Genomic DNA, 24,289 nt, shown 5'->3' with positions numbered 1-24,289 from the left:
GAAACGGCTGAGAGGATCTGAAATTCAGATCGACCGCTTGACCCGTCCGGTAATGCGGATGCGGAAAGGGTAAAACTATGTCATCTACATTTTTAACTATTTGGGGATACGAACTGTCTTATCTCGAACTAATCGCGGTAATGGCCTCTTTCATCGGAGTTGCACTTGGCATAACCGGTAAACGAATTACTTGGCCCTGGTGGGCGCTAAGTTCAGTTCTCTACGGAATTCTCTTCTTCCAATGGGAGCTCTACGCCAGCGCCGCCCTTCAAATCGTATTTATCATCGCTGCAATTGCAGGTTGGTTTGGATGGGAACCAAGTGGCGCAAAGCCTGGAAGATTGAAGAGCAGCCATCGCGCATATGTTGTAATTGCAATAATTTTGGCAACCCTGGCTCTAGCACCGCTACTTAAATACTGGGGTGCGGCATCAACCTTTGCTGATGCGATTCTATTCTTCGGTTCACTTTCAGCACAGATTTTGATGGTTTATGAAAAGTTTGAAAGTTGGATTATCTGGTTGGTCGTAGATGCTGGATATGTAGCACTTTATGCATCACAGGATTTACTCTTTACTTCAGTGCTTTATATTACTTTCACAGTGCTAGCGGCTATGGGATGGAGCAAATGGTATGGAGCTCATCGCAGCGCTAGCCGATCTCTGTAAGGAGAAGTCGCGGCCCGTCATTGCAATTGATGGGCCAGCTGGGGCGGGGAAAACAACCTTGGCTCATGAAATTTTCTTAGCCCTAAGTAACAAGATGTCTTTACAAGTTATTCATATGGATGACTTGTACGACGGCTGGGATAACGCTCTATCGAAAGACCTTTCCACGATTCTGCAATACCTAGTTAGCCAACATGAAGCAAAATCTCCCGCCAAAATTCAAAGGTATAACTGGGAGAGTTCTTCCTTCGGTGAAAGTGAAGAACTGCCGGTTAGCGATCTCCTAATTCTCGAGGGAGTTGGTTGCGGAGATAAAGAGTTGCAAGATCGATTTGCAGCTCTAATTTGGATGGAGATTGACCCCACAGATGGCTTAAAACGTGTAATAGATCGCGATGGCGCGCAGATGCATGAGCGGATGCAAAAGTGGCTTGGAACACAAGCCGAATATTTCTTACAACACTCAACGCGTGAAAAGGCAGATTTCATTCTCACTACCTAAAATTGCAGATATGTCCGATCTAACTGGCGAGCTAATTGATGGGCGCTATCAGCTCCTTCGCCAGATGGCGGCAGGTGGAATGGCAACAATTTATGAGGCAGTTGATACCCGCTTAGATCGCAAAGTGGCGGTAAAGATAATGCACCCCCATCTTGCTCAGGATGAACAATTTGTAGAACGCTTTATTCGCGAAGCCAAAGCATCAGCTGCGTTATCTCATCCCAACATTGTTTCGGTACAAGATCAAGGGTGGAATCAGAACGGTACGCCTGCAGTCTTTCTAGTAATGGAGATGGTCGAGGGCCACACCCTTCGCGAATATTTAAATGAGCAAGGTTCACTCTCGGTAGCTAACGGAATTCAATTTCTGTTACCTGTCTTGAGCGCACTTGCTGCAGCGCATAAAGTTGGCATTGTCCATCGCGATATAAAGCCTGAAAATATTTTGATCTCTAAAGAAGGACGTATCAAGATCGCTGACTTTGGTTTAGCGAAGGGGCCGCTGCTTGGCACAACGATGACCGCCGAATCCAGCGTCATACTCGGCAGCGTTTCATACCTATCCCCCGAGCAAGTTCAACGCGGAATTGCAGATGCACGTAGCGATGTTTACTCCGCTGGAATTACCGCATTTGAGATCTTTACTGGCGAAAAACCATTCGCAGGTGATGAGCCAATACAGATCGCATATATGCACGTTAACGAACGCGTGCCGCTAATGAGTACAAAGAAAACCGGTATTCCTGCCGAACTCGATCAACTGATTCAGCGCGCTACAAATTCAGATCCTGATGGCCGCCCCAAAGATGCCGGCGAATTCCATGCCGCGCTCAGCGCTATCGCACAATCGCTTGACCCAAATCAAAAACAGATGAGTTTGGAGCTAGATATCCCTATTGCTCCGATGCGCCCGGCATCGAAGAAACCAAGTCGCCGTGAACGTGCGCGCGCCGAAAAGGAAAAGACTGTGTCGCTAAAGAAAAATCGTGAAGACTCAAATGAATTACCTGAAAAGGGAGAGCCGACAAAGCGCGAAACAACGGCGCAGATTAAAAAGCGTAAGAAGATAAGTAAGCGAGTTCGTCGTAATCGCTTTATCGCAGCCGGTCTGGCAATTTCACTAGGAATCTTCGGTTGGTATGCGCTCGTCGGTCCAGGTTCACGTGTTGTTGTGCCATCAATTGTCGGTGCGACAGAGAACCAAGCGTTAAGCGCGCTATCTCCTCTCGGATTAACGCTGGTGATCTCTGAAAAACGCTTTGATGAAGAAGTCGGCGATGGCCAGATTATCGAATCTGATCCTGCAGGTGGAGGCAAAGTTGATGCTGGCGGACAAGTAAAGGCGATCATCTCCAAAGGCCCAGAGCGTTATGTAATTCCGATGCTAGTTGGGCTTACGCCAGAGGCAGCGGTCAATCTTCTAGCTAAATCTCCAATAAAAGTTGGCGAGTTAAAGGAAGTCTTTAACGATAGAACGCCTAAGGGATTTGTTATCTCATCAAGCCCTGCGCAAGGTGAGAAAGTAAAGCGCGATGCAACGGTAGATATCTTGGTAAGTAAGGGCGTAGAAACTCTAGATGTCGTTTCCTATGTTGGAAAGTCCGCCGACCAAGCGCTAAATGAATTAACTGAAGCTGGATTTGATGTCGAAACAATTGATCAATTTAGCGAAAGCGTTTTAGCAGGTGCCGTTATTAGCCAGGTTCCATCAGGCGGAGCACCGCTACCTAAGGGCGAGAAAATCGCCTTGACGATTTCTAAGGGATCACAATTTGTATTTATCCCTAATGTCTTCTCACTTACTGAAGCAAAGGCGCGCGCAGCGCTTACAGATCTCGAACTTAAAGTTGTTGTAAAGAAGATCGGTGCCAAGAAGGTCAAGTCGGTCACAAATATCGCTCCGAAGGTCGGCACGAAGGTTAAACGTGGCAGCACGGTTACGATCACAGTAGGGTAGGCAAATGCCAAAAACCTCACCGCGTATCGGTGCACATACTCCGACTACCGGTGGAATGGCTAAGCGCTCTATCGCATATGCCGAAACTATCGGCGCCGAAGCGATCCAGGTATTTACCTCTAATCCACGCGGCTGGGCAATGCCAGAGACCAACCATGAAGCAGATGCACTCTTTCGTGAAAAGGCAGCAGCGTTAGATCTTGAGGTTTATGTACACGCACCATTTCTAATCAACCTCGGTTCCCCAACTGAAGGCACTTATAAAAATTCACTTGCATCTACCGAGTTCTCGCTTAAGCGCGGTAAAGAGATTGGTGCACATGGCGTTGTAGTTCATACCGGCTCAGCCGTTAATGAAGATTTTGTTGATAAAGCATGGAAGCAAATCCATAAAGGGATGATGCCGATCCTTAACGCGCTAACTGCTGATGCTCCAATGTTGCTACTAGAACCAACTGCCGGCCAAGGACAATCACTTGTTAAGCGGTTAGAGGATCTGGAATATTACTTAAAGGCTCTCGAGTACCATCCAAAAGTTGGCATCTGTCTTGATACCTGCCATGTCTTTGCCGCAGGCCATGACATCGCTAAAAAAGGTGGCATGAAAGAGACTTTGGATTTACTTGTTGAAGTCGCTGGCGCAGAACGTATCCAATTAATCCACGCCAATGATTCGATGGATGTCTGCGGTGCGCTTAAAGATCGCCACCAAAACATTGGCGATGGTTTTATCGGTGTAGATCCCTTTAAAGAGTTACTAAAGCACCCGGCGGTTAAGAACGCTCCCCTAATTTTGGAGACGCCTGGCATGGAACCAGAGCACGGTAAAGAGGTTGAACTTCTAAAAGGTTTACGTGGATGAGCGCGCGCCATCAACTCCAGTTAAAGCTCGCGCCTTGGGCGCTACTAGCGGTCTCAGCATCTTGGGGCGCAGCCTTCGTTCTGATGAAACCAGCGATCGAGCGCCAAGCAGTAAATAGTTTTCTAGCAACACGCTTTGTGGTGGCAGTTCTTGCGATGGTAATTCTGCGCCCAAGTGTCTTGCAGAAGTTAAATCGCGAATTGATTTTGAAAGGCTCACTAGCCGGTCTCTTCTTAGGCTCTGGTTATATATTCCAAACTCTTGGACTTGCTCGCACCGGGGCTGCGATTACAGGTTTTGTTACTGGACTCTACGTTGTTCTAACACCGCTAATTGCAGCGGTGTTTTTAAAGGAGAGAATTAGATCTTTTACTTGGTTCTGTGTTGTGCTGGCGACAATTGGCCTTGCGTTGCTTTCACTACAAGGCTGGTCAGTCGGGGTTGGTGAGGCGCTCGTCTTCATTAGCGCTATCGCTTTTGCCGCGCATATCGTTACTTTGAGTAAATGGAGTTTAGGTTTAGATGCCTATGCACTTACCGTTGTTCAACTCACGATTTGCGCGATCCTAACTGGCGTAATTTCTCTTGGACAAGGTTATGAAACCCCGCCAGATGCCGGAGTTTGGGGCGTAGTAATTTTCACCGCGGTTGTTTGCACCGCAGTTGCCTTCATCGTACAAACTTGGTCGCAAGCCCATATGAGTTCTACCAAGGTGGCAGTTATCTTGACGATGGAAGTTGTCTTTGCTGCGCTCTTCGCTGTTGTATTTGGTGGAGAATCTCTCTCACTTCAAGTATCAATTGGCGGAATCTTGGTTGTGATCGCGATGTATTTGATCGTTATGAAAGAGGCGTGAGAGGCTTAGGCCATGGCCAACCCAATTGATCTTCGCTCAGATACCGTAACTCGCCCATCACAGGCGATGCGCCAAGCGATGGCAAGTGCTGAAGTTGGCGATGATGTTTATAGCGATGATCCAACTGTTAACTCGCTCGAAGAACGAGTTGCGGCGCTCTTTGGGAAAGAAGCAGGTGTGTTTACACCAACTGGATCGCTAGCCAACCAACTGGCTATTCGCATGCTTGTTGCCCCTGGCGAAGAGTTAATCGCAGAAACTAATTCTCATATCGTTCGCGCCGAACTGGGTGCTGCTGCAGTATTTAGCGGAATAACAACGCGCACTTGGCCCGCCAAGAACGGTCTCTTAGTTGCCGAAGATGCGCTAGAAATCGCCCGCCCAAATTCGGGTCCTTACTTAGTTTCAACAACCGCGATTGCAGTGGAAAATACCCATAACTTTGGCGGCGGAACTGTCCAACCACTTGATCAAATCAAAGCGCTTCGTAAAGGCGCAGATGAAATTGGCGTTGCCCTGCACTTAGATGGCGCACGTATCTGGAACGCCCACGTTGCAAGTGGCGTTGCTTTCAACGAATATGGAAAATACTTCGACACGATCAGCGTCTGCCTATCTAAAGGTTTAGGTGCGCCAATTGGTTCAGTAATGCTCAGCACCAAAGAGCGTGTGACCAAGGCGCGTATCTGGCGCAAGCGTTACGGGGCCGGGATGCGCCAGGTTGGCTTGCTCGCAGGTGCTGCGCATTACGCACTCGATAACAATATTGCTCGCTTATCAGAAGATCATCGCCGCGCTAAAGAGTTGGCAGTTGCCATCGCTGCCATAGATAAATCCTTTGTTGATCCGGCTTTAGTTGAGACAAATATCGTTGGACTTGATTTAGCAAACGCTCCATATACAGCGGCAGAACTCGCAACGCGTTGCCGTGAAGCAGGACTTTGGATTAGCGCGCTAGGTCCAAATTATGCGCGCTTGGTTACTCATTTAGATTTTGACGACGAGCAATGCGCTGCTGCAATTGAAATATTAAAGCGCGTTCTCGTGGCGTAATAGCCACTCTTTCTTACTTAGCCCATACGCGTAATTTCCGAGGGCTCCCCCAGTTTTTACTATTCGATGACATGGCACAACGAGTGCAATTGCATTCTTGGCACATGCAGAGCCCGCTGCACGCACCGCAGCTGGCGATCCAGCGTTATCTGCTAAATCAGCGTAAGAAAGAACTTTGCCACCCTTAACTTTGCGCATCGCTTTCCACGCTGCCTGTGAAAATGGCGCACCAGGTTGGCGGACTGATATTCCATTGATCGCATCTATGTCGCCGGCAAAGTAATCGCCTAATAAGTCTGTGATGACAGGAATTTTTGAAACTTCCTTGAAGCCCTTTTCGTAATCTTCCTGCGAAAGGCCATCTTTAAGGGCCTTCACATTAGAAAGGTTTAGCCCAAGAAGAATTTGATCGTCAGCAATTAGATTTAGAACCCCGATAGGAGATTTGTATTGCGAAATCTGAAGTGCCACGTCCGCTAAATTAGCGATCGCGCAACATTTCAGCAACTAAAAAGGCAAGTTCCAGGGACTGCGAGTGGTTAAGGCGTGGATCGCAGGCGCTTTCGTAGCGGGTAGCTAAATCAGTTTCAGAGATCTGCTCACCGCCACCGAGGCACTCAGTGACATCATCACCAGTTAGCTCGATATGGATTCCGCCTGGATGTGTGCCAAGGCTCTTATGAACTTCAAAGAATCCCTTAACTTCATCCATAACATCATCAAAGCGACGGGTCTTGTAACCAGTTGCTGCCTCAAAGGTATTACCGTGCATTGGATCGCAGACCCAAAGTACTTGTGCGCCAGATTTCGTAACGCCATCAACTAACGCAGGGAGTGCTTCGCGGATCTTTCCTGCGCCCATGCGAGTAATGAATGTGAGTCGACCTGGCTCGCGATTTGGATCAAGGCGATCGATCAAGGCAAGTGCATCATCAACCGTTGACTTAGGTCCGAGCTTTACACCGATTGGGTTGCGTACCTTGGCTGCAAAATCAATATGTGCGCCATCTAGTTGACGCGTGCGTTCGCCGATCCATAAGAAGTGTGCTGAAACATCGTAAGGAAGTTGAGTGCGTGAATCGATGCGCGTCAACGCCTTCTCGTACTCCATGATCAACGCTTCGTGGCTGGAGTAGAAATCAACAGATTTAAATGAATCAGGGTCGACGCCTGCTGATTTCATAAAGTCAAGTGCGCGACCGATCTCGCGCGCCATTTGTTCGTAGCGATCGCCAACAGATGAATCGCGGATAAAGCCCTTGTTCCATTCGTGAACTTGGCGCAGATCTGCAAATCCGCCTTGGGTAAAGGCGCGAACTAAGTTAAGAGTTGCGGCAGATGTGTTGTAAACGCGAACCATGCGATCTGGATCTGGCGTACGAGATGCTTCATTAAACTCGAGATCGTTGACAGCATCTCCGCGGTAGGCAGGAAGGGTTACATCTCCGCGGGTTTCAAAATCATTTGAACGCGGCTTTGCAAACTGCCCCGCCATACGACCAACTTTTACAACTGGCAGGCTTGAGTAGTACTGCAAAACAGCGGCCATCTGCAAAATAGTCTTGATGCGATTGCGAATTGAATCTGCAGTTGCGGCTGCAAATGTCTCAGCGCAATCTCCGCCTTGTAACCAGAATGCGCGCCCTGCAGCTGCTTCAGCAATCTTCGCCTTTAGGTCATCGCACTCACCGGCAAAAACCAGCGGTGGAAAAGATTTCAGTTGGGCAACTGCGGATTTCACTGGAGCGCCATCAACACCACCTGGCCACTGCGGTTGTTGCGCCGCAACGAGTCCAGGGGTGAAGAGGGTATCTAGTGAATTCATCATGGTTAAAGAGTAGTTTGCTCAGATTGTTTCTCGGGTGAGAATTATCCGAAGAAGATCTCTGACTCCTTGTAACGCTCGATTGGAACAGTTTTGAGCTTCTCAGTCGCTGTTGCAAGCGGAACGCGGACGATATCTGTTCCGTGAAGTGCAACCATCTTGCCCCAGTCGCCTTCAGATGCAGCGGTGATCGCCTGCAAACCAAAACGTGTAGCAAGAACGCGGTCAAAGGCAGTTGGCGTTCCACCACGTTGGATGTGGCCGAGTACAGATGTACGTGCCTCTTTGCCGGTCTTGGTTTCGATCTGCTTAGCAAGCCATTCGCCAATTCCAGAAAGCTTTACGTGACCGAAAGCATCGAGCTCTGAATCCTTAGTGATCATGTCGCCATCTTGAGGAATCGCACCTTCAGCGATAACGATGATTGGTGCATAGCTGCTCTTAAAGCGTGACTCGACCCATTCACAGACCTTATCTACAGAGAATTTAACTTCTGGGATCAAGATACAAGCGGCTCCACCTGCGATACCTGAGTGAAGTGCGATCCAACCAGCATGGCGGCCCATAACTTCAACGATAAGTGCGCGGTGATGTGATTCAGCAGTCGTGTGAAGGCGATCGATCGCTTCAACTGCAATGTTTACAGATGTGTCGAAACCAAATGTGTAATCGGTGTTGTTAAGGTCGTTATCGATCGTCTTTGGAACGCCGATTACCTTTACGCCAAGTGCATCTAACTTTGTGGCAACGCCGAGAGTATCTTCGCCACCAATTGCGATAAGTGCATCGATGCCTTGATCAGCGAGGTTCTGCTTGATGCGTTCTACGCCATTTTCAATTTTAAATGGGTTGGTACGAGATGAACCGAGAATAGTTCCGCCGCGAGGCAAGATGCCGCGGGTTGTCTCAAGGTTGAGCTCCATTGTGTAGTTCTCGAGTGGGCCTTTCCAGCCATCACGGAAGCCAACAAACTCGTGGCCGTATTCCTTTACACCTTTACGAACTACTGCGCGGATAACCGCATTAAGACCAGGGCAATCTCCGCCACCTGTAAGGACGCCAATACGCATGAAAACTCCAGTTCAAAAAATTATAAATCTAAGCCAAAATGAATTTTAGACTTGAGAATAAGTGGTCAACGTTGACAGGCACAGTCTAACCTCTACCCATGGCTAACCAAAAACTCATCGCGGGCGTGGATTCATCTACTCAATCTTGCAAGGTCGTCATCCGCGATGGCGTTACCGGCGAGTTAGTCCGAGAAGGCCGCGCTACTCACCCTGATGGCACTGAAGTAAATCCTGAACACTGGGTCAGCGCCTTAGATACCGCTATTGCTGCAGCTGGTGGCCTAGATGGCGTGGAAGCAATCTCAATCGGTGGACAGCAACATGGAATGGTTGCACTAGATGCGCAAGGCAAAGTAATTCGTGATGCACTTCTTTGGAATGACACTCGCTCTGCAGATGCCGCAACTGCGCTGAATAAAGAACTCGGCGGCAATGCAGAAACCGCCAAACAAATTGGTTCGGTATTGGTTGCATCATTTACCGCCACAAAATTACGTTGGCTGGCAGATTCTGAGAAAGATAACGCGGCAAAGGTTGCAGGCGTTGCTCTCCCCCACGACTGGTTATCTTGGCAAATACAGCACGCTAAAGGTGAGGCTCTAGATTTCGGAAAACTTTTCTCAGATCGCAGCGAAGCATCGGGCACTGGTTACTTCGATCCAACAACTTCGCAATATCGCCGCGATATTTTGGCAAAGGTGCTACGCACTGATCGCGAAATACATCTACCTAAGATAATTTCACCAGCGCAATTTGGCGGAACAACTCCATCTGGAATTCCAATTGCACCAGGCGCAGGCGATAACGCAGCCGCTGCACTTGGTATTCAGGCCCAAGCCGGAGATGTTGTCGTATCACTCGGAACGAGTGGCACCGCCTTTGCAGTCTCTGAGACACCAACCCATGATGCATCTGGCCAAGTTGCCGGCTTTGCTGATGCAACTGGTCGTTTCTTGCCACTTGTCTGCACCTTAAATGCAGCACGCATCTTGGATGCAGCAACTCGCATCCTTGGAAAAACACATGATGAAGTTGGAGCACTTGCCTTGACCGCCAAGCCAGGTGCCAATGGACTTTCACTGCTTCCTTACTTCGAAGGTGAGCGAACTCCTAACCGACCACATGCAACAGGTGTATTCGGCGGAATGAATCTAAATAACTCAAATGCGGCAGATATCGCCCGCGCGATGGTTGAAGGAATGCTCTGCGGTTTAGTTGATGCCGTTGATGCGCTGGAGAAGTTAGGCGTAAATGTAAAACGGATTATCTTGATTGGCGGCGCTGCGAAAAACCCTGCGGTTTCGCAAATTGCGGCGGCGTTATTCGGTCGAGAAGTCCTTGTTCCGCCAGCGGGAGAATATGTAGCAAATGGCGCAGCCCGCCAAGCAGCTTGGGCCTTACTTGGTGGAGATAGCGCACCTATTTGGGATCTTGGAAAGATTGAAAAAGTATCTGCGACTGCAACACCAGATGTAGTTGAGCGATATCGCACGTTGCGCGATTGCACTGAGAATTGGAGTTAATAAAGTCATGACATTAGCCCCAGAGATTGTTAAGCAATTAGCGGAGCAAAAAGCTGCAGGGCTACCGCAGGTTTGGGAAGCACCTGTTGCAGTTATTCGCGAAATGACGCAAGGCCGCGTTGCATTTGCAGGCGTTCCAGAACCAATTCTCTCCGTGACAAATCGCTTTATTCCTGGCCCAACTGCAGATCTGCCAATACGGATCTATCGCCCAAACCAAGATCAGAACGCCCCTGCCATGGTCTTCTTCCATGGCGGCGGTTGGGTATTAAATTTTCTAGATATCTATGATGCAGCGCTGCACCGCTTAGCAAATCAAAGTGGTTCGGTAATTATCAGCGTTAATTACCAGAAAGCGCCAGAGCATCCATTTCCGGCGCCCTTTGATGATTGTTATGCAGGACTTCTCTGGGTTAAAGCGCACGCCCAGGAGATTGGTATTGATCCGAATCGCGTTGGCGTTGGCGGAGATAGCGCTGGCGGAAATCTCGCTGCCGCTGTTGCCTTAAAGGCGCGTGATGAAAACGTGGCGCTAACTTATCAATTACTTGTTTATCCTTGCCTGGATCGCGATTTCACAACAAAGTCCTATATCGAGGCGGCAACGGATTACGGCTTAACAACGCAAGCGATGCAATGGTTCTGGGATCAGTATCTACAAGGAAACCAACACGATAACAATCCATACGCGGCACCGATACGCGCAAAGTCTCTTGCAGGAGTTGCCCCATCAATAGTGATCACCGCGCAATACGATCCATTGGTAAGTGACTCTGAGAATTACTGTGCCAAGTTAGAAAACGACGGCGCAGAATTTATCTACAAGGAATTTCCGGGAATGATCCACGGCTTCTTTGCAAACGTTGCAGCAACGCCTTCTTCACATCTGGCACTTGATTTTGCAGCTCAAGAAATTGCAGAGCGAACCAAAAAATAACTAAGGGGTAACTCGTACGCCCTTACCGACAATTACGATTCCGGCATCCGATACGGTAAATCGAGCACGATCACGCTCTAAATCAACGCCGATCTGCGCACCTGGTTCAACAACTACATTCTTATCCAAGATTGCACTGCGGATAACCGCCTTGTCACCGATCTTTACCGATGGCATAAGCACGGATCCATCTACAAATGCGCCGGCTCCGACATGTACATCATGAGAGATAACAGTGCGGTTTACATGGCCGCCAGCGATGATGGAACCTGCACCAACGATTGAATCCTGAGCGATACCACCTTCGCTAAATTTTGCAGGTGGAAGTGATGGTGGATTGGTGAGCAGAGGCCATTCGCGGTTGTAGAGATTAAAAATTGGATGGATCGAGACTAGATCCATATGAGCATCGTAATAAGCATCGATTGAACCCACATCACGCCAGTAACCTTTATCGCGTTCAGTTTCACCCGGCACTACGTTATTTGCAAAGTCATAAACCTTTGCACTGCCATTGGCGGTGAGCATCGGAATTATGTTTCCGCCCAGATCATGGCGACTTTCTAGATCTTCAGAATCCAGAATTAACGCTTCTTCCATAACATCGCGGCGGAAGATGTAATTTCCCATTGAAACTAAACATAGATCAGGGTGACCTGGCATGGCAGGTGGGTCCGATGGCTTTTCGTGGAATGCTTTAATTGAGATTCCATCGTCAGCTAATTCAATTACACCAAAGTCGTGCGCTTCAGCGCGCGGCATACGGATAGCGGCGATAGTTACACCCGCACCAGATTCGATATGCGCCTCAAACATCTGGTCTGGATCCATGCGATAGACGTGGTCCGCACCAAAGACAAGAACATGGTTTGGATTTTCATCGTGAATTAAATTGAAGTTCTGCAAGATTGCATCTGCGCTGCCGGTGTACCAACGAGGTCCAAGGCGTTGTTGTGCAGGAACTGGCGTTATGTAATTGCCAGTCAAAGTGCTCATGCGCCAAGTAGTTGTTATGTGGCGGTCGAGAGAGTGAGATTTGTATTGAGTCAGAACAGCGATCTTGCGCATCTCGGCATTTACTAAATTGGATAGTACAAAATCCACTAATCGGTAGGAGCCACCGAATGGCACTGCAGGTTTAGCGCGATCTGCGGTCAGCGGCATTAAACGCTTGCCTTCGCCACCTGCCAGGACAATTCCTAGTGGTCGCTCTCTCCGCTTCATGGATTAAATCTACTCGCGTTACTTCCAACGCGACAGTAGAAATTGCGACAAGTTGGTTTAGGCTCTGATGTATGAACAGCGATCTCAAAGTCGGCATAGTCACCAAAGAATGGCCACCTCAGGTCTATGGCGGAGCCGGTGTCCATGTCTTCCAATTGACGCAGGCTCTTAGATCCATAAGCGGTGTTGAGGTTGATGTCCATTGCTTTGGTGGAGAACGCAGCGATGGCGCTTTTGGATATGACGTTCCCAGCGGTTTCACAACTGCAAATCCTGCGCTTCAAGCGATCGCAACAGACCTGGCAATCGCAACAAATCTTGAGAACGTGCAGCTCGTACATTCACACACTTGGTATGCAAATATGGCAGGACATACCGCATCACTGCTTTACGGAATCCCCCACATTGTTAGCGCGCATTCACTTGAACCCCTGCGCCCATGGAAAGCCGAACAACTCGGTGGTGGTTACCAGATTTCTTCTTGGGCGGAAAAGACAGCTTACGAAAGCGCGGCAGCAATTATCTCAGTCAGCGATGGAATGCGCGCTGATGTATTAAGCGCCTATCCAAGCGTTGATCCAAGTAAAGTTCACACCATTCGCAATGGCGTAGACGTTGCAAAGTTTGCGCCAAATCCTGATCCATCTATTTTGGCAAAGTATGGAATCACTGGTCCTTACGCCACATTTGTTGGCCGCATAACAAGACAAAAAGGTTTGGCCCATTTATTGCGCGCCTGGAAATCAGTACCTGCCGAATATGGTTTGGTGCTCTGTGCCGGAAGCCCTGATGAACCAGGTATTGGCGCAGAAGTTGCTGATCTAATTGCTGAACTACAGAAAACTCGCAACAACATCTGGTGGATCAAAGATATGTTGCCGCACGATGAGTTAACGGCTGTATTAACTCAAGCCGAACTCTTCTTATGTCCCTCAATTTATGAACCACTCGGAATCGTTAACTTAGAGGCGATGGGATGCCAAACCGCGGTTCTGGCATCGCGGGTTGGTGGCATTCCAGAAGTTGTCGATCATCAAAAAACTGGTGAATTAGTTGATTACACCGAAGATCACGCCAAATTTGAGCGTGATTTATCGCAAGCGATTACTCGTTTATTGGCAGATCCAGAACTACTTAAGCGTTATGGAAACGCAGGTCGCGAACGCGCCACAACACACTTTGGCTGGGATGCCGTTGCACAGGCTACTATTGCGCTCTATCGCAGCGTGCTGCGTTAATTAAAAACACTTTCTAGCACTGGAGCACCCCGACTCATGTCGCGCCGTAATTTGATCCTCTTTATCTTGGCTGGCTTTCTTTGGGGTATCCCGTATTTATTTATTAAGGTCGCAGTTGATCCGCAAGACGGATTCACTCCCGCCATCGTCGTCTTCGGTCGTGTATTTATCGGAGCGCTAGTTCTGATTCCAATTGCGATCTACGACAAAACTTTCTTTTCCGCGATTAAGCATTGGCGCTTCATAGCCGTCTATGCCCTCTTTGAAATGGTTGGTCCGTGGATTCTGATCGGAACAGCAGAGCAGAAGATCTCATCTGGGCTAGCTGGTTTGCTCGTTTCCTCAGTACCTATCTTTTCGACGCTAATTGCATCTCGCTACGGTGATAAATCTGTCTGGCAACCAAAGCGCTTGTTCGGAATCGCTATCGGTTTTCTCGGCGTCTTCTTACTTGTCGGTATTGAGAGCATCACCGGTTCATCTGATCCGCTATCAATCTTGATGGTCATCGCCGCATCTATCGGTTACGCCTTTGCCGTTATCTACATTACGCGCAAGATGCCTGATGGATCGGGCATTGCGATCAACGGTATCGCCATGGTGATTACTGCAGTCTTTTATGCACCAGCGCTCTTCTTCTGGCCAGATCACGCAATAAGCAATGAGGCGATTTATTCGCTGATCGCACTCGGAGTCTTATCTACCGGAATCGCATTTGCTGTCTTCTTCACAGTGATGGCTGAGATCGGGCCTACCCGCGCATCGCTGGTTACTTATATGAATACCGCTTTTGCAGTGGTTCTTGGCGTAATTATTTTAAATGAACCGCTAACCGTTGGAATTATTGTTGGACTACCTCTGGTTTTGATCGGCTCATATTTAGCAAGCCGCAGAACAAGCGCTTAGTTTTCGCCAAATCCCAAACGCTGCAGCAACTTAGGATCGCGCTGCCATTCTTTAGATACCTTTACATGTAGCCCTAAGAAGATTCGCGCGTTAAGTTCGCGTTCGATATCTGCACGTGCACGCATTCCAATATCTTTCAATCTCTCGCCTTTATGGCCCAAGATGATTCCGGTCTGTGAATCGCGTTCCACGTGGATAGTTGCGTGAATATCAAAGAATGGTCGTGAGCCTTTTTCATCGCGCTCTGACATCTCATCGATTGTCACCATAATCGAGTGTGGAAGTTCTTCACGGGCATCGCGCATGGCAGCTTCGCGAATTAACTCGCAGATCAACTGCTGCTGATCTTGATCGCTCTTCATTCCTTCGGGATAGAAGGCTGGGCCAACCGGCAGGCTTTTACCAATTAACTCAGCTAATAAATCGATCTGTGAATGTATCGCTGCAGAGATCGGAACGATCTCATCCCATGTAAATCCCTTAGCGAGATCGTTGATTCCGGCTAGACGCAGGGCCAATTTCTCCTTAGAGATTAAATCTGTCTTAGTAACTAGTGCGAATTTCTTAGCGCGCGGGTGTTTAGCAATCTCTTGGGCAAGAAATACATCTCCTCCCCCAGAAGTTTCATCTGCTGGCAGGCACATCAAAACGATATCTACTGAATCCATGCTCTCGCCGACAACTGCATTTAGGCGATGGCCGAGCAGAGTCTTTGGCTTATGGATACCTGGGGTATCAACCAGCACTGCTTGAAAAGTTGGTTGGTTTACGATGCCACGGATCGCATGGCGCGTGGTGTTGGGATGCGGTGAAGTTATCGCGATCTTGCTACCGACAAGTGCGTTGATGAGAGTTGATTTTCCGGTGTTAGGGCGGCCGACAATTGCGACAAAGCCCGAACGGAATTCACTCATGCGCTTATTCTCTCATTAAGCGCGTGCATTGCCTAAACCAAATTTTTAAAGGGTAGAAATCAACTCGATCGCATCTCCAACAGATGTAACCAACTCAGCGGCGCGTTCGCCGATTAAGCGATGACAGCCTTCAGATGTTGGAGCACTTATCGGCCCAGGTATAGCCATTACCGGACGCATTAGCTCTGCGGCATCGCGTGCGGTTCGAAGTGAGCCAGAACGAAAGGCGGCTTCAACTACCAAGGTTGCTTGTGAAAGCGCGGCAATTATTCGATTGCGCGTTAGAAAACGTGACGGAATTGCATGGGCGCCAGGAATAACTTCTGAGACCAGTGCACCGTTCTCGCAGATTTCAGCAAATAGCCGAGCATTTCCTGCCGGGTATGCAACATCTATTCCAGCAGCAAGCACCGCAACTGTTGATCCTTCGGCAATAAGCGCACCTTTATGTGCTGCTGAATCAATCCCATATGCACCACCGCTGATAATCGTCCATTCGCGATCTACAAAGCCAGCAGCGAAATCTCCAGCATTACGGATTCCATAAGGCGTGGGATTGCGCGTTCCGACAATTGCGAGACCTCGTTCTTGCAATACATCAATATCACCTTTCACAATTAAACCGATTGGTGGCGCAGCGAGTTCATTTAATTGCTCGGGCCATTGCGCCATTTCTGGCGTTAAGAAGATCGCACCTGCGCTTTCAATGCTTTTGGCAATTTCGTCTACCTTAAGAGCGCGCAATCGGTCTATCGTCTTTCCGAATTTAACTCCGTCATAACCTCCTTCTATTAACTTCTTATAGACATGATCAGAACCATAAGTTGCGATCTCTTGGCTCCAGAAAACATGTCCACCTTCAATGGCGGCAAAGAGTGCCAGCCGGGCCTGGGTATCTCTCATAACTCTGATCCCTCTCGTAGTTGGTGAGCGCGTTGCACATCAGCAAGGTTCGGAATTGTGTGGCCGGCAAGATCTGCCAGAGTCCACGAAAGGCGGATGATCTTGTGTAATCCGCGCGCAGTGAGCAACTCTTTCTCTAATTGGTCGTGGAGAAAATTCATGGCAGCGCGTTCAGGTTTATATGTCGTGCGCAGTGCCCGAGATGGGATCTGCGAATTCAACTTCCAACTCTCGTTCGCAAATCGCTCTTCTGCAGTAGCTCTTGCGGCAACTACCCGATCGCGAATTACTGCGCTACTTTCACCGAGTTCGGTCTGCGCCATTTCAGTTCGGCTAACTGGTTCAACTTGCACGCGCATATCAATTCGGTCCATCAAAGGTCCAGATAGCTTTCCGAGATAGCGCCGCACCGCAAGTGAGGAACAGATACATGCCCGACCTTTACCGGAGAACTTTCCGCATGGACAAGGATTGGCAGCCAGCACCAAGAGAAATTGTGCGGGAAAGGTAATGCTGCCAACGCTACGTGCAATCGTGATCGTGCCGGATTCCAACGGCTGGCGGAGTGAATCTAAAACTCCAACTGCGCATTCGGGGGCTTCATCGATAAAGAGAACTCCGTGGTGTGCCAGCGAACAAGCACCTGGCTTTATCGCATGCGATCCACCGCCAACCATGGCAACGCGTGATGCGCTGTGATGAGGCGAAACTATTGGCGCAACTAAAGACATTGGCGAACGAGTTCCAAGAGAACCCGCAATTGAATGAACTGCTGTTACTTCAAGTGCTTGATCAATACCAAGTGCGGGCAAGATAGTTGGCAGCCGCGCTGCGATCATTGTCTTACCCGCACCTGGTGGACCGATCAAGAGCAAATGGTGTCCCCCACTTGCTGCTACCTCTGCTGCAAATCGAGCACGTGTTTGACCTGCAACATCGGAGAAATCAGGTTGAACTTCTTCTACTGAAAGTTCTAGATCAAGTTGCGGCGCAGATGTAATTTCTCCGGTTCGCAAGAAACGTAGAACTTGTGCCAGGTTTGGGAAAGTTAAGATCTCCATCTGTGTCATGAGCGATGCTTCCCCATAATTTTCTGGCGAAACAAGAGCCCTTTTGATCCCTGATTTATATGCCGCAATTAGCGCTGGCAGTACTCCGCGCACCGAACGGATACGACCATCAAGTGCCAGCTCGCCCAAGATAACAACGTCTTCGAGTGGTTCTTGCGGCAGCGCACCATGAGCGATCAAAATCGCTAGCGCAATAGATAGATCAAAACCCGAACCGCTCTTTGGTAACCAAGCAGGCGATAGCGAGACAGTTACTTTCTTGTTGGGCCAGACTTCATTTGAATTAATTAGCGCTGCACGTACTCGATCGCGAGATTCGTTAAGCGCCGCATCCGGTAATCCAAGTAGCGAATACATCGGCAGGCCATCAGCGATATCTACTTCAACAGTGACAATCGCACCGTCGAGGCCATGCAGAGCAACACAAGTCGTTTGACCAAGGCTCATAGGATCGCCCCTCGATATTCCAAGGTATGTGTTCCATCGACTGCAATAAGAACAGCCACAACATCGATCGCGTATTCGCAACCTAAGCATCCATGGGTAGCCAGCCAAGCAAGTGCTAAACGTTGCATGCGATGGGCTTTATCGCGATTGATTGCCTCAAAGGGGTGGCCAAAGGCAAGTGATGAACGAGTCTTTACTTCGATAAAGTGAAAAACGCCATCGCTACTTAGCGAAACCAGATCTATCTCGCCTTCGCGCACTCGCCAATTGCGGTCCAGAATCTCGTCTCCACGTGCAATCAAGTAATCAGCGGTTACTTGTTCGCCAAATGCACCAGTCTTTTGATTGTTCTTCTTCTCGCCTACTTTGCCCATGGCGCGCAGGTTAGAGAAAGGTCCAGACAGTTAATCCAAAGCTGAAAGCGCTTGTGGGTAATAATTAAAGGAGCACTGCAATATTTGCGAAAGAGCGGCGGTGTTCTATACACGGGCCGTGTTCTTGCAACGCTTCGGTGTGGACTTTGGTGATATAGCCCTTATGTTTGGCAAAGCCATAATTTGGGAATTCAGTATCTAATTCGCGCATTATGCGGTCACGAGTAACTTTAGCGATAATTGAAGCAGCGCTAATGCATGTAACGACTTGGTCGCCTTTCCAAACTGCCACATTGGGAATCGCTAAACCTTCAATGGCATAACCATCTGTAAGCACGTAGTTAGGTGTGACCGATAAGCCCTGCACCGCACGGCGCATGCCATCGAGGTTTGCCGCGTGCACACCGCGAGAATCAACTTCGGCCGCTGGCACAGTTATCACGCTAATAGAAAGCGCTGTAGATGTTACGAGATCAAATAACTTTTCTCGCTCTGATTCAGATACATCTTTTGAATCACGAACTTTTGCTAACTCTGGTGCAAAGGGATCGGCGAGCACTACTGATGCAATTACTAGGGGTCCGGCGCATGCACCGCGTCCTGCTTCATCTACTCCGGCAAGTGGCGTGATACCTGCTTCAATTAGCAGCGATTCAATTACCTTCACCATTTAAAGCAACTAGCTACTTAAGCGAAGAGTAAGAGCCAACTAATCCAAAATTCTTAATTGGCCAGATAATTCCGATAACGCGCCCGGTTACCTTAGAAGTTGGCACCATTCCTTGATTTATATCGTCTTGATGGAAACGTGAATCAGCGCTGGCGCCACGGTGATCTCCCATTACCCAGATCTTGCCTTCAGGTACGGTGACATTAAATTTAGTATCGCTAGGTGTATTTCCCGCGAAGATATATGGCTCATCAATTTCAACGCCGTTGATCATTAATTTCTTATTCTTGGCACAGCATTCGACTTTATCGCCGGCAACGCCAATTACTCGCTTAACCAGATATTGCTTTGCTGGATTTGGTAGAACGCCAACGGCAACAAAGCCTTCTTTAATCTTGGCTATGTATTTATTTCCATCTGCGCTGTATGGCTCAGGTAGCCAGTTATCTGGATCGCGAAAGACAACTACATCTCCGCGATTGATTGACTTGCTAATGAAAGGGACTTTATTTACCGCAACGCGATCATTGATCTGAAGGGTGTTCTCCATCGACCCAGAAGGGATATAGAAGAACTGAACTAGAAATGATTTGATGACGAGCGAAACTGCGAGCGCGACAACAACCAGAATAGGTAACTCGCGTAATAGCGAGCCCTTGCGTGGCATTAGAGAAGAGTTACTTAGTTAGCAGGCTTGTCTTCAGCTGCTGGTGCATCTTCCGCAACCACAACTTCTTCAACTGCTGCTTCAGCAACTGGAGCTTCAACCACTGCTTCCGCCACTGGAGCCTCAACAACTACTTCTTCAACCACGGCAGCAGGCGCCTCAACGATTACTTCCTTCTCAGGAGTTGAAAGGATTCCATCGCCGTAACCTTCGATGCCATCGCGCTTTTCGCGAATCTTGGCAGCCTTACCGCGAAGATCGCGGAGGTAGTAAAGCTTGGCGCGACGTACATCGCCCTTCTTTACGAGTTCGATCTTTTCAATAACTGGTGTGTGTACTGGGAAGGTACGTTCTACTCCAACGCCGTAAGAGACCTTACGAATTGTGAAAGTTTCGCGAACGCCATCACCTTGGCGACGGATAACGATTCCTTGGAAGACCTGGATACGGCTCTTGCTACCTTCGATAACGCGGACGTGGATCTTTAACTCGTCTCCAGCGCGAAATTGTGGGACGTCATGGCGAAGTGACTTCGCATCAACGGCATCAAGAATATTCATCGTAAGGTCCTCATCTATTTTTAAGCGTTTACAAGCGCAACTAAAAGTGTCGCGCAGACTGCGTATCTTGCCATAGAAGGGGCGCCGAGCGTAAATCGGCTACTTCCCCCCGCTCAGCCAGGGGCTCACCCTGCCCGACTTTCTCACCCGCTGCGGGTATTCTCGCCCACATGAGTGAGCTACGCCTAACCGGCAAGACCCCAGATGGGGTGCATCTAGCGCTCACCGACAACGATGGAAATGAACACACTTTGCGAATCAGCGACACTTTGCGCGCCACGGTAAACCAACCACGTTTGACTTCAGTCCCAGTTGGCGACGAGAACGAAGTGATGAGCGTTAAAGAGATTCAACGTCGTCTGCGCGCAGGCGAAACTATGGAAGTAATTGCACGCGATGGAAATATTTCAGTAGATAAAGTCGAACGTTTTTCTGGTCCAATTCTGCAAGAGCGTTTATTTATTATCGATCAAGTACATGGTCTGACTCCACGTCGCGATGGTAAAGAGACCGCTAAAGATGCGCCAACATTTCTCGACATCGTTATTTCAAAACTTGCACCACGCGGCGTAGATATCGATGCGATCGATTGGAACACCTGGCGTTTAGAAGATGGCAGTTGGACAATCGAACTCCACTATCCAAACCGCGATGGCGTTGGATCTGCACAGTTCTCATTTGATACCCATCGCCGTTCAATTACTCCGCTCGATGACAACGCGGCGTGGATGACCGGTGAAGCAGCACCTGTACGCCGTATCGAACCTGGTTTGGTTTATGCTGAGCCATCACATCCTTCACGTATTGAAGAACGCACAGAACCACGCGAACCAATTCGTATCGATAGCGCACCAGTGCGCAGCATCTCTTCCATCCTTGATGATCTTCCAGATAACGATCCGACAGATGAAGAATTTGAAGCAGAAGTAAGCCGTGAAACACCACGATTGGTTTCAATTCGCGAGACCCCTGCACCTGGCGATAGCCAAGATGGAATTACTGCACGCGCCAAAGTTCCTTCATGGGATGAAATTATGTTTGGCCGTAAAACTACCGAGGAACCAACCCCCGAAAACTAACTCGTTACATGAGTTAGCAGCGGTACAAAGCTTTCAATATCTGTTGCTCCGCCATGGTGGCCAACCATTGCGCCTTCTTGTTTTTCGCGTTCGGCTTCGATCAAGATCATTTCGCCATGTGCGATTGCGATTACATCACCCATGCGATCTGATGCATCAAGTGAGACATCGCTACCAAAGAGCCCTGCTGCGATCGCTTGATCGCGTAAATAAATAGTGGCCTTCTCCCCCAAATATTCTTCCCAGCGCGATGCCACTTCTTTATGTGCGCTAAGCGGAGCGCCATCTGCCAAATAAAGGTGGCGCGCACGAGGCTCGCCGGCAATCGTTGCGATATCAGTGGCTAAGTCATTGTCTTGGCCAATAACTATCTTTTCTCCGACATTGATCATGCCGTGATCGGCAGTTAACCAAAGCCTGGTTTTACGTGGAAGTTTTTTCAGTAAGTTCGCAACTAGCTGATCGATTGCAACAAGAGCAGCCAACCATTTCTCTGAACCTACTCCATCGCTATGGCCAGCAACATCTAGTTCATTTACATAGAGATAAACAAATGATGGCGTCTTCTTTAACGCCTCAACAGTTTCGGTAACTAAATCTTCGTGGATATTGGCGCCGCGGTAATTTGCACCGCGAAAGACTGCGCGCGTGAAACCAGTATCTTCATAACGCTTTGCCGCAACATGGGTAACGTTGATATCTGCAGCCGTTGCGCGCTCGAATAAAGTCGGGACAGGTTGCCAAATTGTTGGATCAACGCGTTCATCCCATTTAAGTGAGTTAAGAATGCGACCACCACTGCGTGGAACTTGCACGGTGTAACCCAACATTCCGTGGGTTCCGGGATTAACACCTGTAGTTAGCGTTGCCAGGCTTGTCGCCGTCGTTGAAGGAAACGAAGTGCGCACAGCGCCGTGGCGAATCAGCGCGGAAAGTGTTGGGATATAGCTAGAAAACTTTTCAACTGCATCTGCGCCTAAGCCATCTACAAGAAAGAGAAGTTCGCGGCCGTTGGGGCTAGCACCACAATTTATTTGATCACTGGCATCGGCTAAACCTAGGCTGGCAAAGAGCGAAGGAGTGATTTGCGAGAGATGCACGGAGGTATCTTCTCACGGGTAAGGTTGGGCTTATGAGCCACCGTATGCCTTTTACTCCATCGCCCGAAGTTGCTGCAGCGCTGGCTGAAGGAAAACCAATAGTTGCACTCGAATCAACGATCATCAGTCATGGTCTGCCGCGCCCACAAAATTTAGAGGTAGCGCGTGAAGTCGAAGATATCGTCCGTGATCATGGCGCAGTTCCAGCAACTATTGCGGTAATCGATGGAGTTGTTCATATTGGCTTAACCGATGACCAATTAAAGGCAATTGCTAATCGCGATGACATCGCTAAGGCATCTAGTCGCGACTTGGCCATTATCTCGGCGAGCAAGAAGAGCGCAGCGACAACAGTTGCTGCAACAGCACATTTAGCCGCACTTGCTGGAATCCGAGTCTTTGCAACTGGTGGTTTGGGCGGAGTTCACCGCGATGCCAATGAAACTTTTGATGAGTCTGCCGACCTTACGGCGCTTTCACAATTAGATATCACTGTTGTATGTGCTGGTGTTAAATCGATTCTCGATGTGGCAGCAACGTTAGAGCGTTTAGAAACACTAGCCATTGGCGTAGTTGGATATAAGACAACGGCCTTTCCAGGTTTCTACCTAACTGATTCTGGTTTTACAATCGAACATCGCGTGGAAAGCGCTACCGAGATCGCACAAATCATTCACTCACGTGAGGCGCTAAAGACCAATAAGAGCGCGTTGGTTGTCGCAAATCCGGTAAAGCACGAGATGGATCGCAAGCGCCATGATGCGATTTTGAAGAGCGGACTAGCCGGTGCACGTAAAGCGGGGATTGTCGGCAAGGCGGTAACTCCTTTCCTTCTCGAGCATTTCCACACCGCCAGCGAAGGCGAATCGCTTTCAGTAAATATCGAAATTATTAAATCGAACTCAGCACTTGCCGCTGATATCGCCGTTGCTAAGCAGCAGCACTAACTCTTAGGTATTTAAATGACAATTAACGTTCTGTGTATCGGCGATGTAATGCTCGATGTCATCGCCCGCATAAACGTTTCTCCCCAAAAAATTAATTTCGGTAGCGATACCGCAAGCCGCATCAGCACCAGCAGTGGTGGAGCCGCAGGAAATGTCGCCGCTTGGCTAACTCGTACCGATGCACGGAGCACAATCGTTAGCCACGTTGGAGATGATCCAGCAGGTGCTGCGATCGTTGCAGAATTCGATGCCTTAGGCGTAAACCATGGAGATCTAATAATTCCAGGTGAAACGTCCGGCGTTGTTGTAGTTCTTGTTGACTCATCAGGTGAGCGCACTATGTTTCCGGATAAAGGTGCAAATTCACGACTAACCGTGACAGACCTACCTGATCTGGGTTCATTTCAAGCTGTTTACATCTCTGGTTACGCGCTTCTCAATCCCTTAGCCCGTGATGGTGTTTTAGCGATGATTGAGAAGATCAAGGCAGATGGGCTACCGATTTATTTTGATCCCGCATCTGTTGGTGCGATGAAAGATGTTGCAGATAAAGAGTTACATAACTGGTTTTCAATGATGGATGTTTTATTCCTAAATGAAGAAGAATCGATTTACTTAACTGGCTCAGTTGATATTGAACGCGCTCTTGATTACCTGCTTGATTTCTCGCAGGTTGTCGTAATTAAACGCGGCTCTGCTGGCGCTATCGCCAAAGCACGCGGTTTTGATTCCATTAGCCTTCCTGCAGTTGCAGCTACCGTTGTTGATACAACAGGGGCTGGAGATAGTTTTGCCGCCGGATTTATCGCCTCATATTCGATGAACCACGATTTAACCGCTGCTTTACAGGCAGGTGGAGAGTTAGCGGCAGGTTGTGTTGCAATCGTCGGCGGCAGACCGCGTGTAGGTACCGCGATTTAGCTAGTTATCTTGGCA

Annotated in this window: 25 protein-coding genes; 13 read left to right on the top strand and 12 right to left on the bottom strand. The window is 48.8% G+C overall.

Annotated elements, in window-relative coordinates; all coding sequences use genetic code 11:
• Positions 1-77 precede the first annotated feature (77 nt).
• The 6 genes from pnuC to A1sIIB106_RS02615 are packed head-to-tail and all read left to right on the top strand — an operon-like array spanning position 78 to position 5,899.
• Positions 78-668 carry a nicotinamide riboside transporter PnuC gene (pnuC, locus tag A1sIIB106_RS02640; RefSeq protein ID WP_095670964.1) on the top strand — a complete coding sequence of 197 codons (591 nt, stop codon included), beginning with the start codon at positions 78-80 and terminating at the stop codon, positions 666-668.
• On the top strand, positions 634-1,170 hold the full coding sequence (locus A1sIIB106_RS02635; RefSeq protein ID WP_095670963.1) for a uridine kinase family protein: 537 nt from the start codon (positions 634-636) through the stop codon (positions 1,168-1,170). The genes pnuC and A1sIIB106_RS02635 overlap by 35 nt, the downstream gene beginning before the upstream one ends.
• The gene (gene pknB / locus A1sIIB106_RS02630; protein ID WP_223299421.1) at positions 1,139-3,127 is read left to right on the top strand and encodes a Stk1 family PASTA domain-containing Ser/Thr kinase; all 1,989 of its coding nucleotides are present in this window, start codon (positions 1,139-1,141) and stop codon (positions 3,125-3,127) included. The genes A1sIIB106_RS02635 and pknB overlap by 32 nt, the downstream gene beginning before the upstream one ends.
• Before the next feature lie 4 nt (positions 3,128-3,131).
• Positions 3,132-3,989, top strand: a complete 858-nt coding sequence (locus tag A1sIIB106_RS02625) for a deoxyribonuclease IV (RefSeq protein WP_095677269.1) — start codon at positions 3,132-3,134, stop codon at positions 3,987-3,989.
• Complete coding sequence (locus A1sIIB106_RS02620) at positions 3,986-4,846, top strand: DMT family transporter (RefSeq protein WP_095677268.1); 861 nt, start codon at positions 3,986-3,988, stop codon at positions 4,844-4,846. The genes A1sIIB106_RS02625 and A1sIIB106_RS02620 overlap by 4 nt, the downstream gene beginning before the upstream one ends.
• 12 nt (positions 4,847-4,858) lie before the next feature.
• Positions 4,859-5,899 (top strand): threonine aldolase family protein, encoded by a 1,041-nt coding sequence (locus A1sIIB106_RS02615; RefSeq protein WP_095670959.1) that lies wholly within the window; start codon positions 4,859-4,861, stop codon positions 5,897-5,899.
• On the opposite strand, the gene A1sIIB106_RS02610 is transcribed toward A1sIIB106_RS02615, so the two are convergent.
• The 3 genes from A1sIIB106_RS02610 to A1sIIB106_RS02600 are packed head-to-tail and all read right to left on the bottom strand — an operon-like array spanning position 5,876 to position 8,794.
• A complete protein-coding gene (locus tag A1sIIB106_RS02610) occupies positions 5,876-6,370 on the bottom strand; it encodes a methylated-DNA--[protein]-cysteine S-methyltransferase (protein WP_223299420.1) in 495 nt (164 codons plus the stop codon). The two genes, A1sIIB106_RS02615 and A1sIIB106_RS02610, sit on opposite strands and share 24 nt — an antisense overlap.
• A 10-nt stretch (positions 6,371-6,380) precedes the next feature.
• Positions 6,381-7,727, bottom strand: a complete 1,347-nt coding sequence (locus A1sIIB106_RS02605) for a class II 3-deoxy-7-phosphoheptulonate synthase (protein WP_223299419.1) — start codon at positions 7,725-7,727, stop codon at positions 6,381-6,383.
• A 41-nt stretch (positions 7,728-7,768) separates the two neighbouring features.
• Complete coding sequence (locus A1sIIB106_RS02600) at positions 7,769-8,794, bottom strand: 6-phosphofructokinase (RefSeq protein WP_095670957.1); 1,026 nt, start codon at positions 8,792-8,794, stop codon at positions 7,769-7,771.
• A gap of 98 nt (positions 8,795-8,892) precedes the next feature.
• Between A1sIIB106_RS02600 and xylB the strand changes: the two genes are divergently transcribed.
• Together xylB and A1sIIB106_RS02590 are read left to right on the top strand one after the other, a co-directional pair.
• Positions 8,893-10,317 carry a xylulokinase gene (gene xylB / locus A1sIIB106_RS02595; protein WP_095677267.1) on the top strand — a complete coding sequence of 475 codons (1,425 nt, stop codon included), beginning with the start codon at positions 8,893-8,895 and terminating at the stop codon, positions 10,315-10,317.
• Between the two features lie 7 nt (positions 10,318-10,324).
• Complete coding sequence (locus tag A1sIIB106_RS02590) at positions 10,325-11,254, top strand: alpha/beta hydrolase (RefSeq protein ID WP_095677266.1); 930 nt, start codon at positions 10,325-10,327, stop codon at positions 11,252-11,254.
• Here A1sIIB106_RS02590 and glgC read toward each other — a convergent pair whose 3' ends face one another.
• Complete coding sequence (gene glgC / locus A1sIIB106_RS02585) at positions 11,255-12,478, bottom strand: glucose-1-phosphate adenylyltransferase (RefSeq protein WP_095677265.1); 1,224 nt, start codon at positions 12,476-12,478, stop codon at positions 11,255-11,257. It abuts the gene before it with no gap.
• Positions 12,479-12,549: 71 nt separating this feature from the next.
• Between glgC and glgA the strand changes: the two genes are divergently transcribed.
• Both glgA and A1sIIB106_RS02575 read left to right on the top strand, forming a co-directional pair.
• Positions 12,550-13,716, top strand: coding sequence for a glycogen synthase (glgA, locus tag A1sIIB106_RS02580; protein WP_095677264.1), 1,167 nt, complete (start codon positions 12,550-12,552; stop codon positions 13,714-13,716).
• A gap of 36 nt (positions 13,717-13,752) precedes the next feature.
• Complete coding sequence (locus A1sIIB106_RS02575; RefSeq protein WP_095677263.1) at positions 13,753-14,622, top strand: DMT family transporter; 870 nt, start codon at positions 13,753-13,755, stop codon at positions 14,620-14,622.
• Here the strand turns inward: A1sIIB106_RS02575 and era are convergent.
• The 7 genes from era to rplS form a co-directional block, all read right to left on the bottom strand.
• Entirely contained in the window at positions 14,619-15,536 is a 918-nt protein-coding gene (gene era / locus A1sIIB106_RS02570; RefSeq protein ID WP_095677262.1) for a GTPase Era, read from the bottom strand. The two genes, A1sIIB106_RS02575 and era, sit on opposite strands and share 4 nt — an antisense overlap.
• Positions 15,537-15,581: 45 nt before the next feature.
• The gene (gene dprA / locus A1sIIB106_RS02565) at positions 15,582-16,439 is read right to left on the bottom strand and encodes a DNA-processing protein DprA (protein ID WP_095677261.1); all 858 of its coding nucleotides are present in this window, start codon (positions 16,437-16,439) and stop codon (positions 15,582-15,584) included.
• On the bottom strand, positions 16,436-17,956 hold the full coding sequence (locus A1sIIB106_RS02560; RefSeq protein ID WP_095677260.1) for a YifB family Mg chelatase-like AAA ATPase: 1,521 nt from the start codon (positions 17,954-17,956) through the stop codon (positions 16,436-16,438). The genes dprA and A1sIIB106_RS02560 overlap by 4 nt, the downstream gene beginning before the upstream one ends.
• The gene (locus A1sIIB106_RS02555) at positions 17,953-18,330 is read right to left on the bottom strand and encodes a YraN family protein (protein ID WP_095677259.1); all 378 of its coding nucleotides are present in this window, start codon (positions 18,328-18,330) and stop codon (positions 17,953-17,955) included. The genes A1sIIB106_RS02560 and A1sIIB106_RS02555 overlap by 4 nt, the downstream gene beginning before the upstream one ends.
• A gap of 64 nt (positions 18,331-18,394) precedes the next feature.
• Positions 18,395-19,000, bottom strand: coding sequence for a ribonuclease HII (locus A1sIIB106_RS02550; RefSeq protein WP_095677258.1), 606 nt, complete (start codon positions 18,998-19,000; stop codon positions 18,395-18,397).
• Positions 19,001-19,013: 13 nt separating this feature from the next.
• Entirely contained in the window at positions 19,014-19,667 is a 654-nt protein-coding gene (gene lepB, locus A1sIIB106_RS02545; RefSeq protein WP_095677257.1) for a signal peptidase I, read from the bottom strand.
• Positions 19,668-19,681: 14 nt separating this feature from the next.
• A complete protein-coding gene (gene rplS / locus A1sIIB106_RS07235) occupies positions 19,682-20,227 on the bottom strand; it encodes a 50S ribosomal protein L19 (RefSeq protein ID WP_095677256.1) in 546 nt (181 codons plus the stop codon).
• Between the two features lie 170 nt (positions 20,228-20,397).
• Here rplS and sepH point away from each other — a divergent pair, with 170 nt between their 5' ends.
• A complete protein-coding gene (gene sepH, locus A1sIIB106_RS02535; protein ID WP_095670945.1) occupies positions 20,398-21,306 on the top strand; it encodes a septation protein SepH in 909 nt (302 codons plus the stop codon).
• On the opposite strand, the gene A1sIIB106_RS02530 is transcribed toward sepH, so the two are convergent.
• Positions 21,303-22,406 (bottom strand): alkaline phosphatase family protein, encoded by a 1,104-nt coding sequence (locus tag A1sIIB106_RS02530; RefSeq protein WP_095670944.1) that lies wholly within the window; start codon positions 22,404-22,406, stop codon positions 21,303-21,305. The genes sepH and A1sIIB106_RS02530 overlap by 4 nt on opposite strands.
• 32 nt (positions 22,407-22,438) lie before the next feature.
• On the opposite strand from A1sIIB106_RS02530, the gene A1sIIB106_RS02525 reads away from it, so the two are divergent.
• Complete coding sequence (locus A1sIIB106_RS02525; RefSeq protein WP_223299417.1) at positions 22,439-23,353, top strand: pseudouridine-5'-phosphate glycosidase; 915 nt, start codon at positions 22,439-22,441, stop codon at positions 23,351-23,353.
• A 15-nt stretch (positions 23,354-23,368) separates the two neighbouring features.
• On the top strand, positions 23,369-24,274 hold the full coding sequence (locus A1sIIB106_RS02520) for a carbohydrate kinase family protein (protein ID WP_095670942.1): 906 nt from the start codon (positions 23,369-23,371) through the stop codon (positions 24,272-24,274).
• The last annotated feature ends 15 nt before the right edge of the window (positions 24,275-24,289 follow it).

The sequence above is a fragment of the Candidatus Planktophila lacus genome (assembly GCF_002288325.1).
Taxonomy (GTDB): Bacteria; Actinomycetota; Actinomycetes; order Nanopelagicales; family Nanopelagicaceae; genus Planktophila; species Planktophila lacus.
The sequence above is the reverse complement of the archived record's forward strand: the minus strand, read 5'-3'. Positions and strand labels throughout refer to the sequence as shown.

Bases quoted from the DNA above. Each gene is read 5' to 3' on its own strand.
- A1sIIB106_RS02525 (WP_223299417.1), top strand. From the start codon at position 22,439: ATGAGCCACCGTATGCCTTTTACTCCATCGCCCGAAGTTGCTGCAGCG.
- A1sIIB106_RS02560 (WP_095677260.1), bottom strand. From the start codon at position 17,956: ATGAGCCTTGGTCAAACGACTTGTGTTGCTCTGCATGGCCTCGACGGT.
- sepH (WP_095670945.1), top strand. From the start codon at position 20,398: ATGAGTGAGCTACGCCTAACCGGCAAGACCCCAGATGGGGTGCATCTA.
- A1sIIB106_RS02550 (WP_095677258.1), bottom strand. From the start codon at position 19,000: ATGGTGAAGGTAATTGAATCGCTGCTAATTGAAGCAGGTATCACGCCA.
- xylB (WP_095677267.1), top strand. From the start codon at position 8,893: ATGGCTAACCAAAAACTCATCGCGGGCGTGGATTCATCTACTCAATCT.
- A1sIIB106_RS02555 (WP_095677259.1), bottom strand. From the start codon at position 18,330: ATGGGCAAAGTAGGCGAGAAGAAGAACAATCAAAAGACTGGTGCATTT.
- A1sIIB106_RS02635 (WP_095670963.1), top strand. From the start codon at position 634: ATGGAGCTCATCGCAGCGCTAGCCGATCTCTGTAAGGAGAAGTCGCGG.
- glgC (WP_095677265.1), bottom strand. From the start codon at position 12,478: ATGAAGCGGAGAGAGCGACCACTAGGAATTGTCCTGGCAGGTGGCGAA.
- dprA (WP_095677261.1), bottom strand. From the start codon at position 16,439: ATGAGAGATACCCAGGCCCGGCTGGCACTCTTTGCCGCCATTGAAGGT.
- A1sIIB106_RS02615 (WP_095670959.1), top strand. From the start codon at position 4,859: ATGGCCAACCCAATTGATCTTCGCTCAGATACCGTAACTCGCCCATCA.
- A1sIIB106_RS02605 (WP_223299419.1), bottom strand. From the start codon at position 7,727: ATGATGAATTCACTAGATACCCTCTTCACCCCTGGACTCGTTGCGGCG.
- A1sIIB106_RS02625 (WP_095677269.1), top strand. From the start codon at position 3,132: ATGCCAAAAACCTCACCGCGTATCGGTGCACATACTCCGACTACCGGT.
- lepB (WP_095677257.1), bottom strand. From the start codon at position 19,667: ATGCCACGCAAGGGCTCGCTATTACGCGAGTTACCTATTCTGGTTGTT.
- pnuC (WP_095670964.1), top strand. From the start codon at position 78: ATGTCATCTACATTTTTAACTATTTGGGGATACGAACTGTCTTATCTC.
- A1sIIB106_RS02575 (WP_095677263.1), top strand. From the start codon at position 13,753: ATGTCGCGCCGTAATTTGATCCTCTTTATCTTGGCTGGCTTTCTTTGG.
- A1sIIB106_RS02620 (WP_095677268.1), top strand. From the start codon at position 3,986: ATGAGCGCGCGCCATCAACTCCAGTTAAAGCTCGCGCCTTGGGCGCTA.
- A1sIIB106_RS02520 (WP_095670942.1), top strand. From the start codon at position 23,369: ATGACAATTAACGTTCTGTGTATCGGCGATGTAATGCTCGATGTCATC.
- rplS (WP_095677256.1), bottom strand. From the start codon at position 20,227: ATGAATATTCTTGATGCCGTTGATGCGAAGTCACTTCGCCATGACGTC.
- A1sIIB106_RS02600 (WP_095670957.1), bottom strand. From the start codon at position 8,794: ATGCGTATTGGCGTCCTTACAGGTGGCGGAGATTGCCCTGGTCTTAAT.
- glgA (WP_095677264.1), top strand. From the start codon at position 12,550: ATGAACAGCGATCTCAAAGTCGGCATAGTCACCAAAGAATGGCCACCT.
- A1sIIB106_RS02590 (WP_095677266.1), top strand. From the start codon at position 10,325: ATGACATTAGCCCCAGAGATTGTTAAGCAATTAGCGGAGCAAAAAGCT.
- era (WP_095677262.1), bottom strand. From the start codon at position 15,536: ATGAGTGAATTCCGTTCGGGCTTTGTCGCAATTGTCGGCCGCCCTAAC.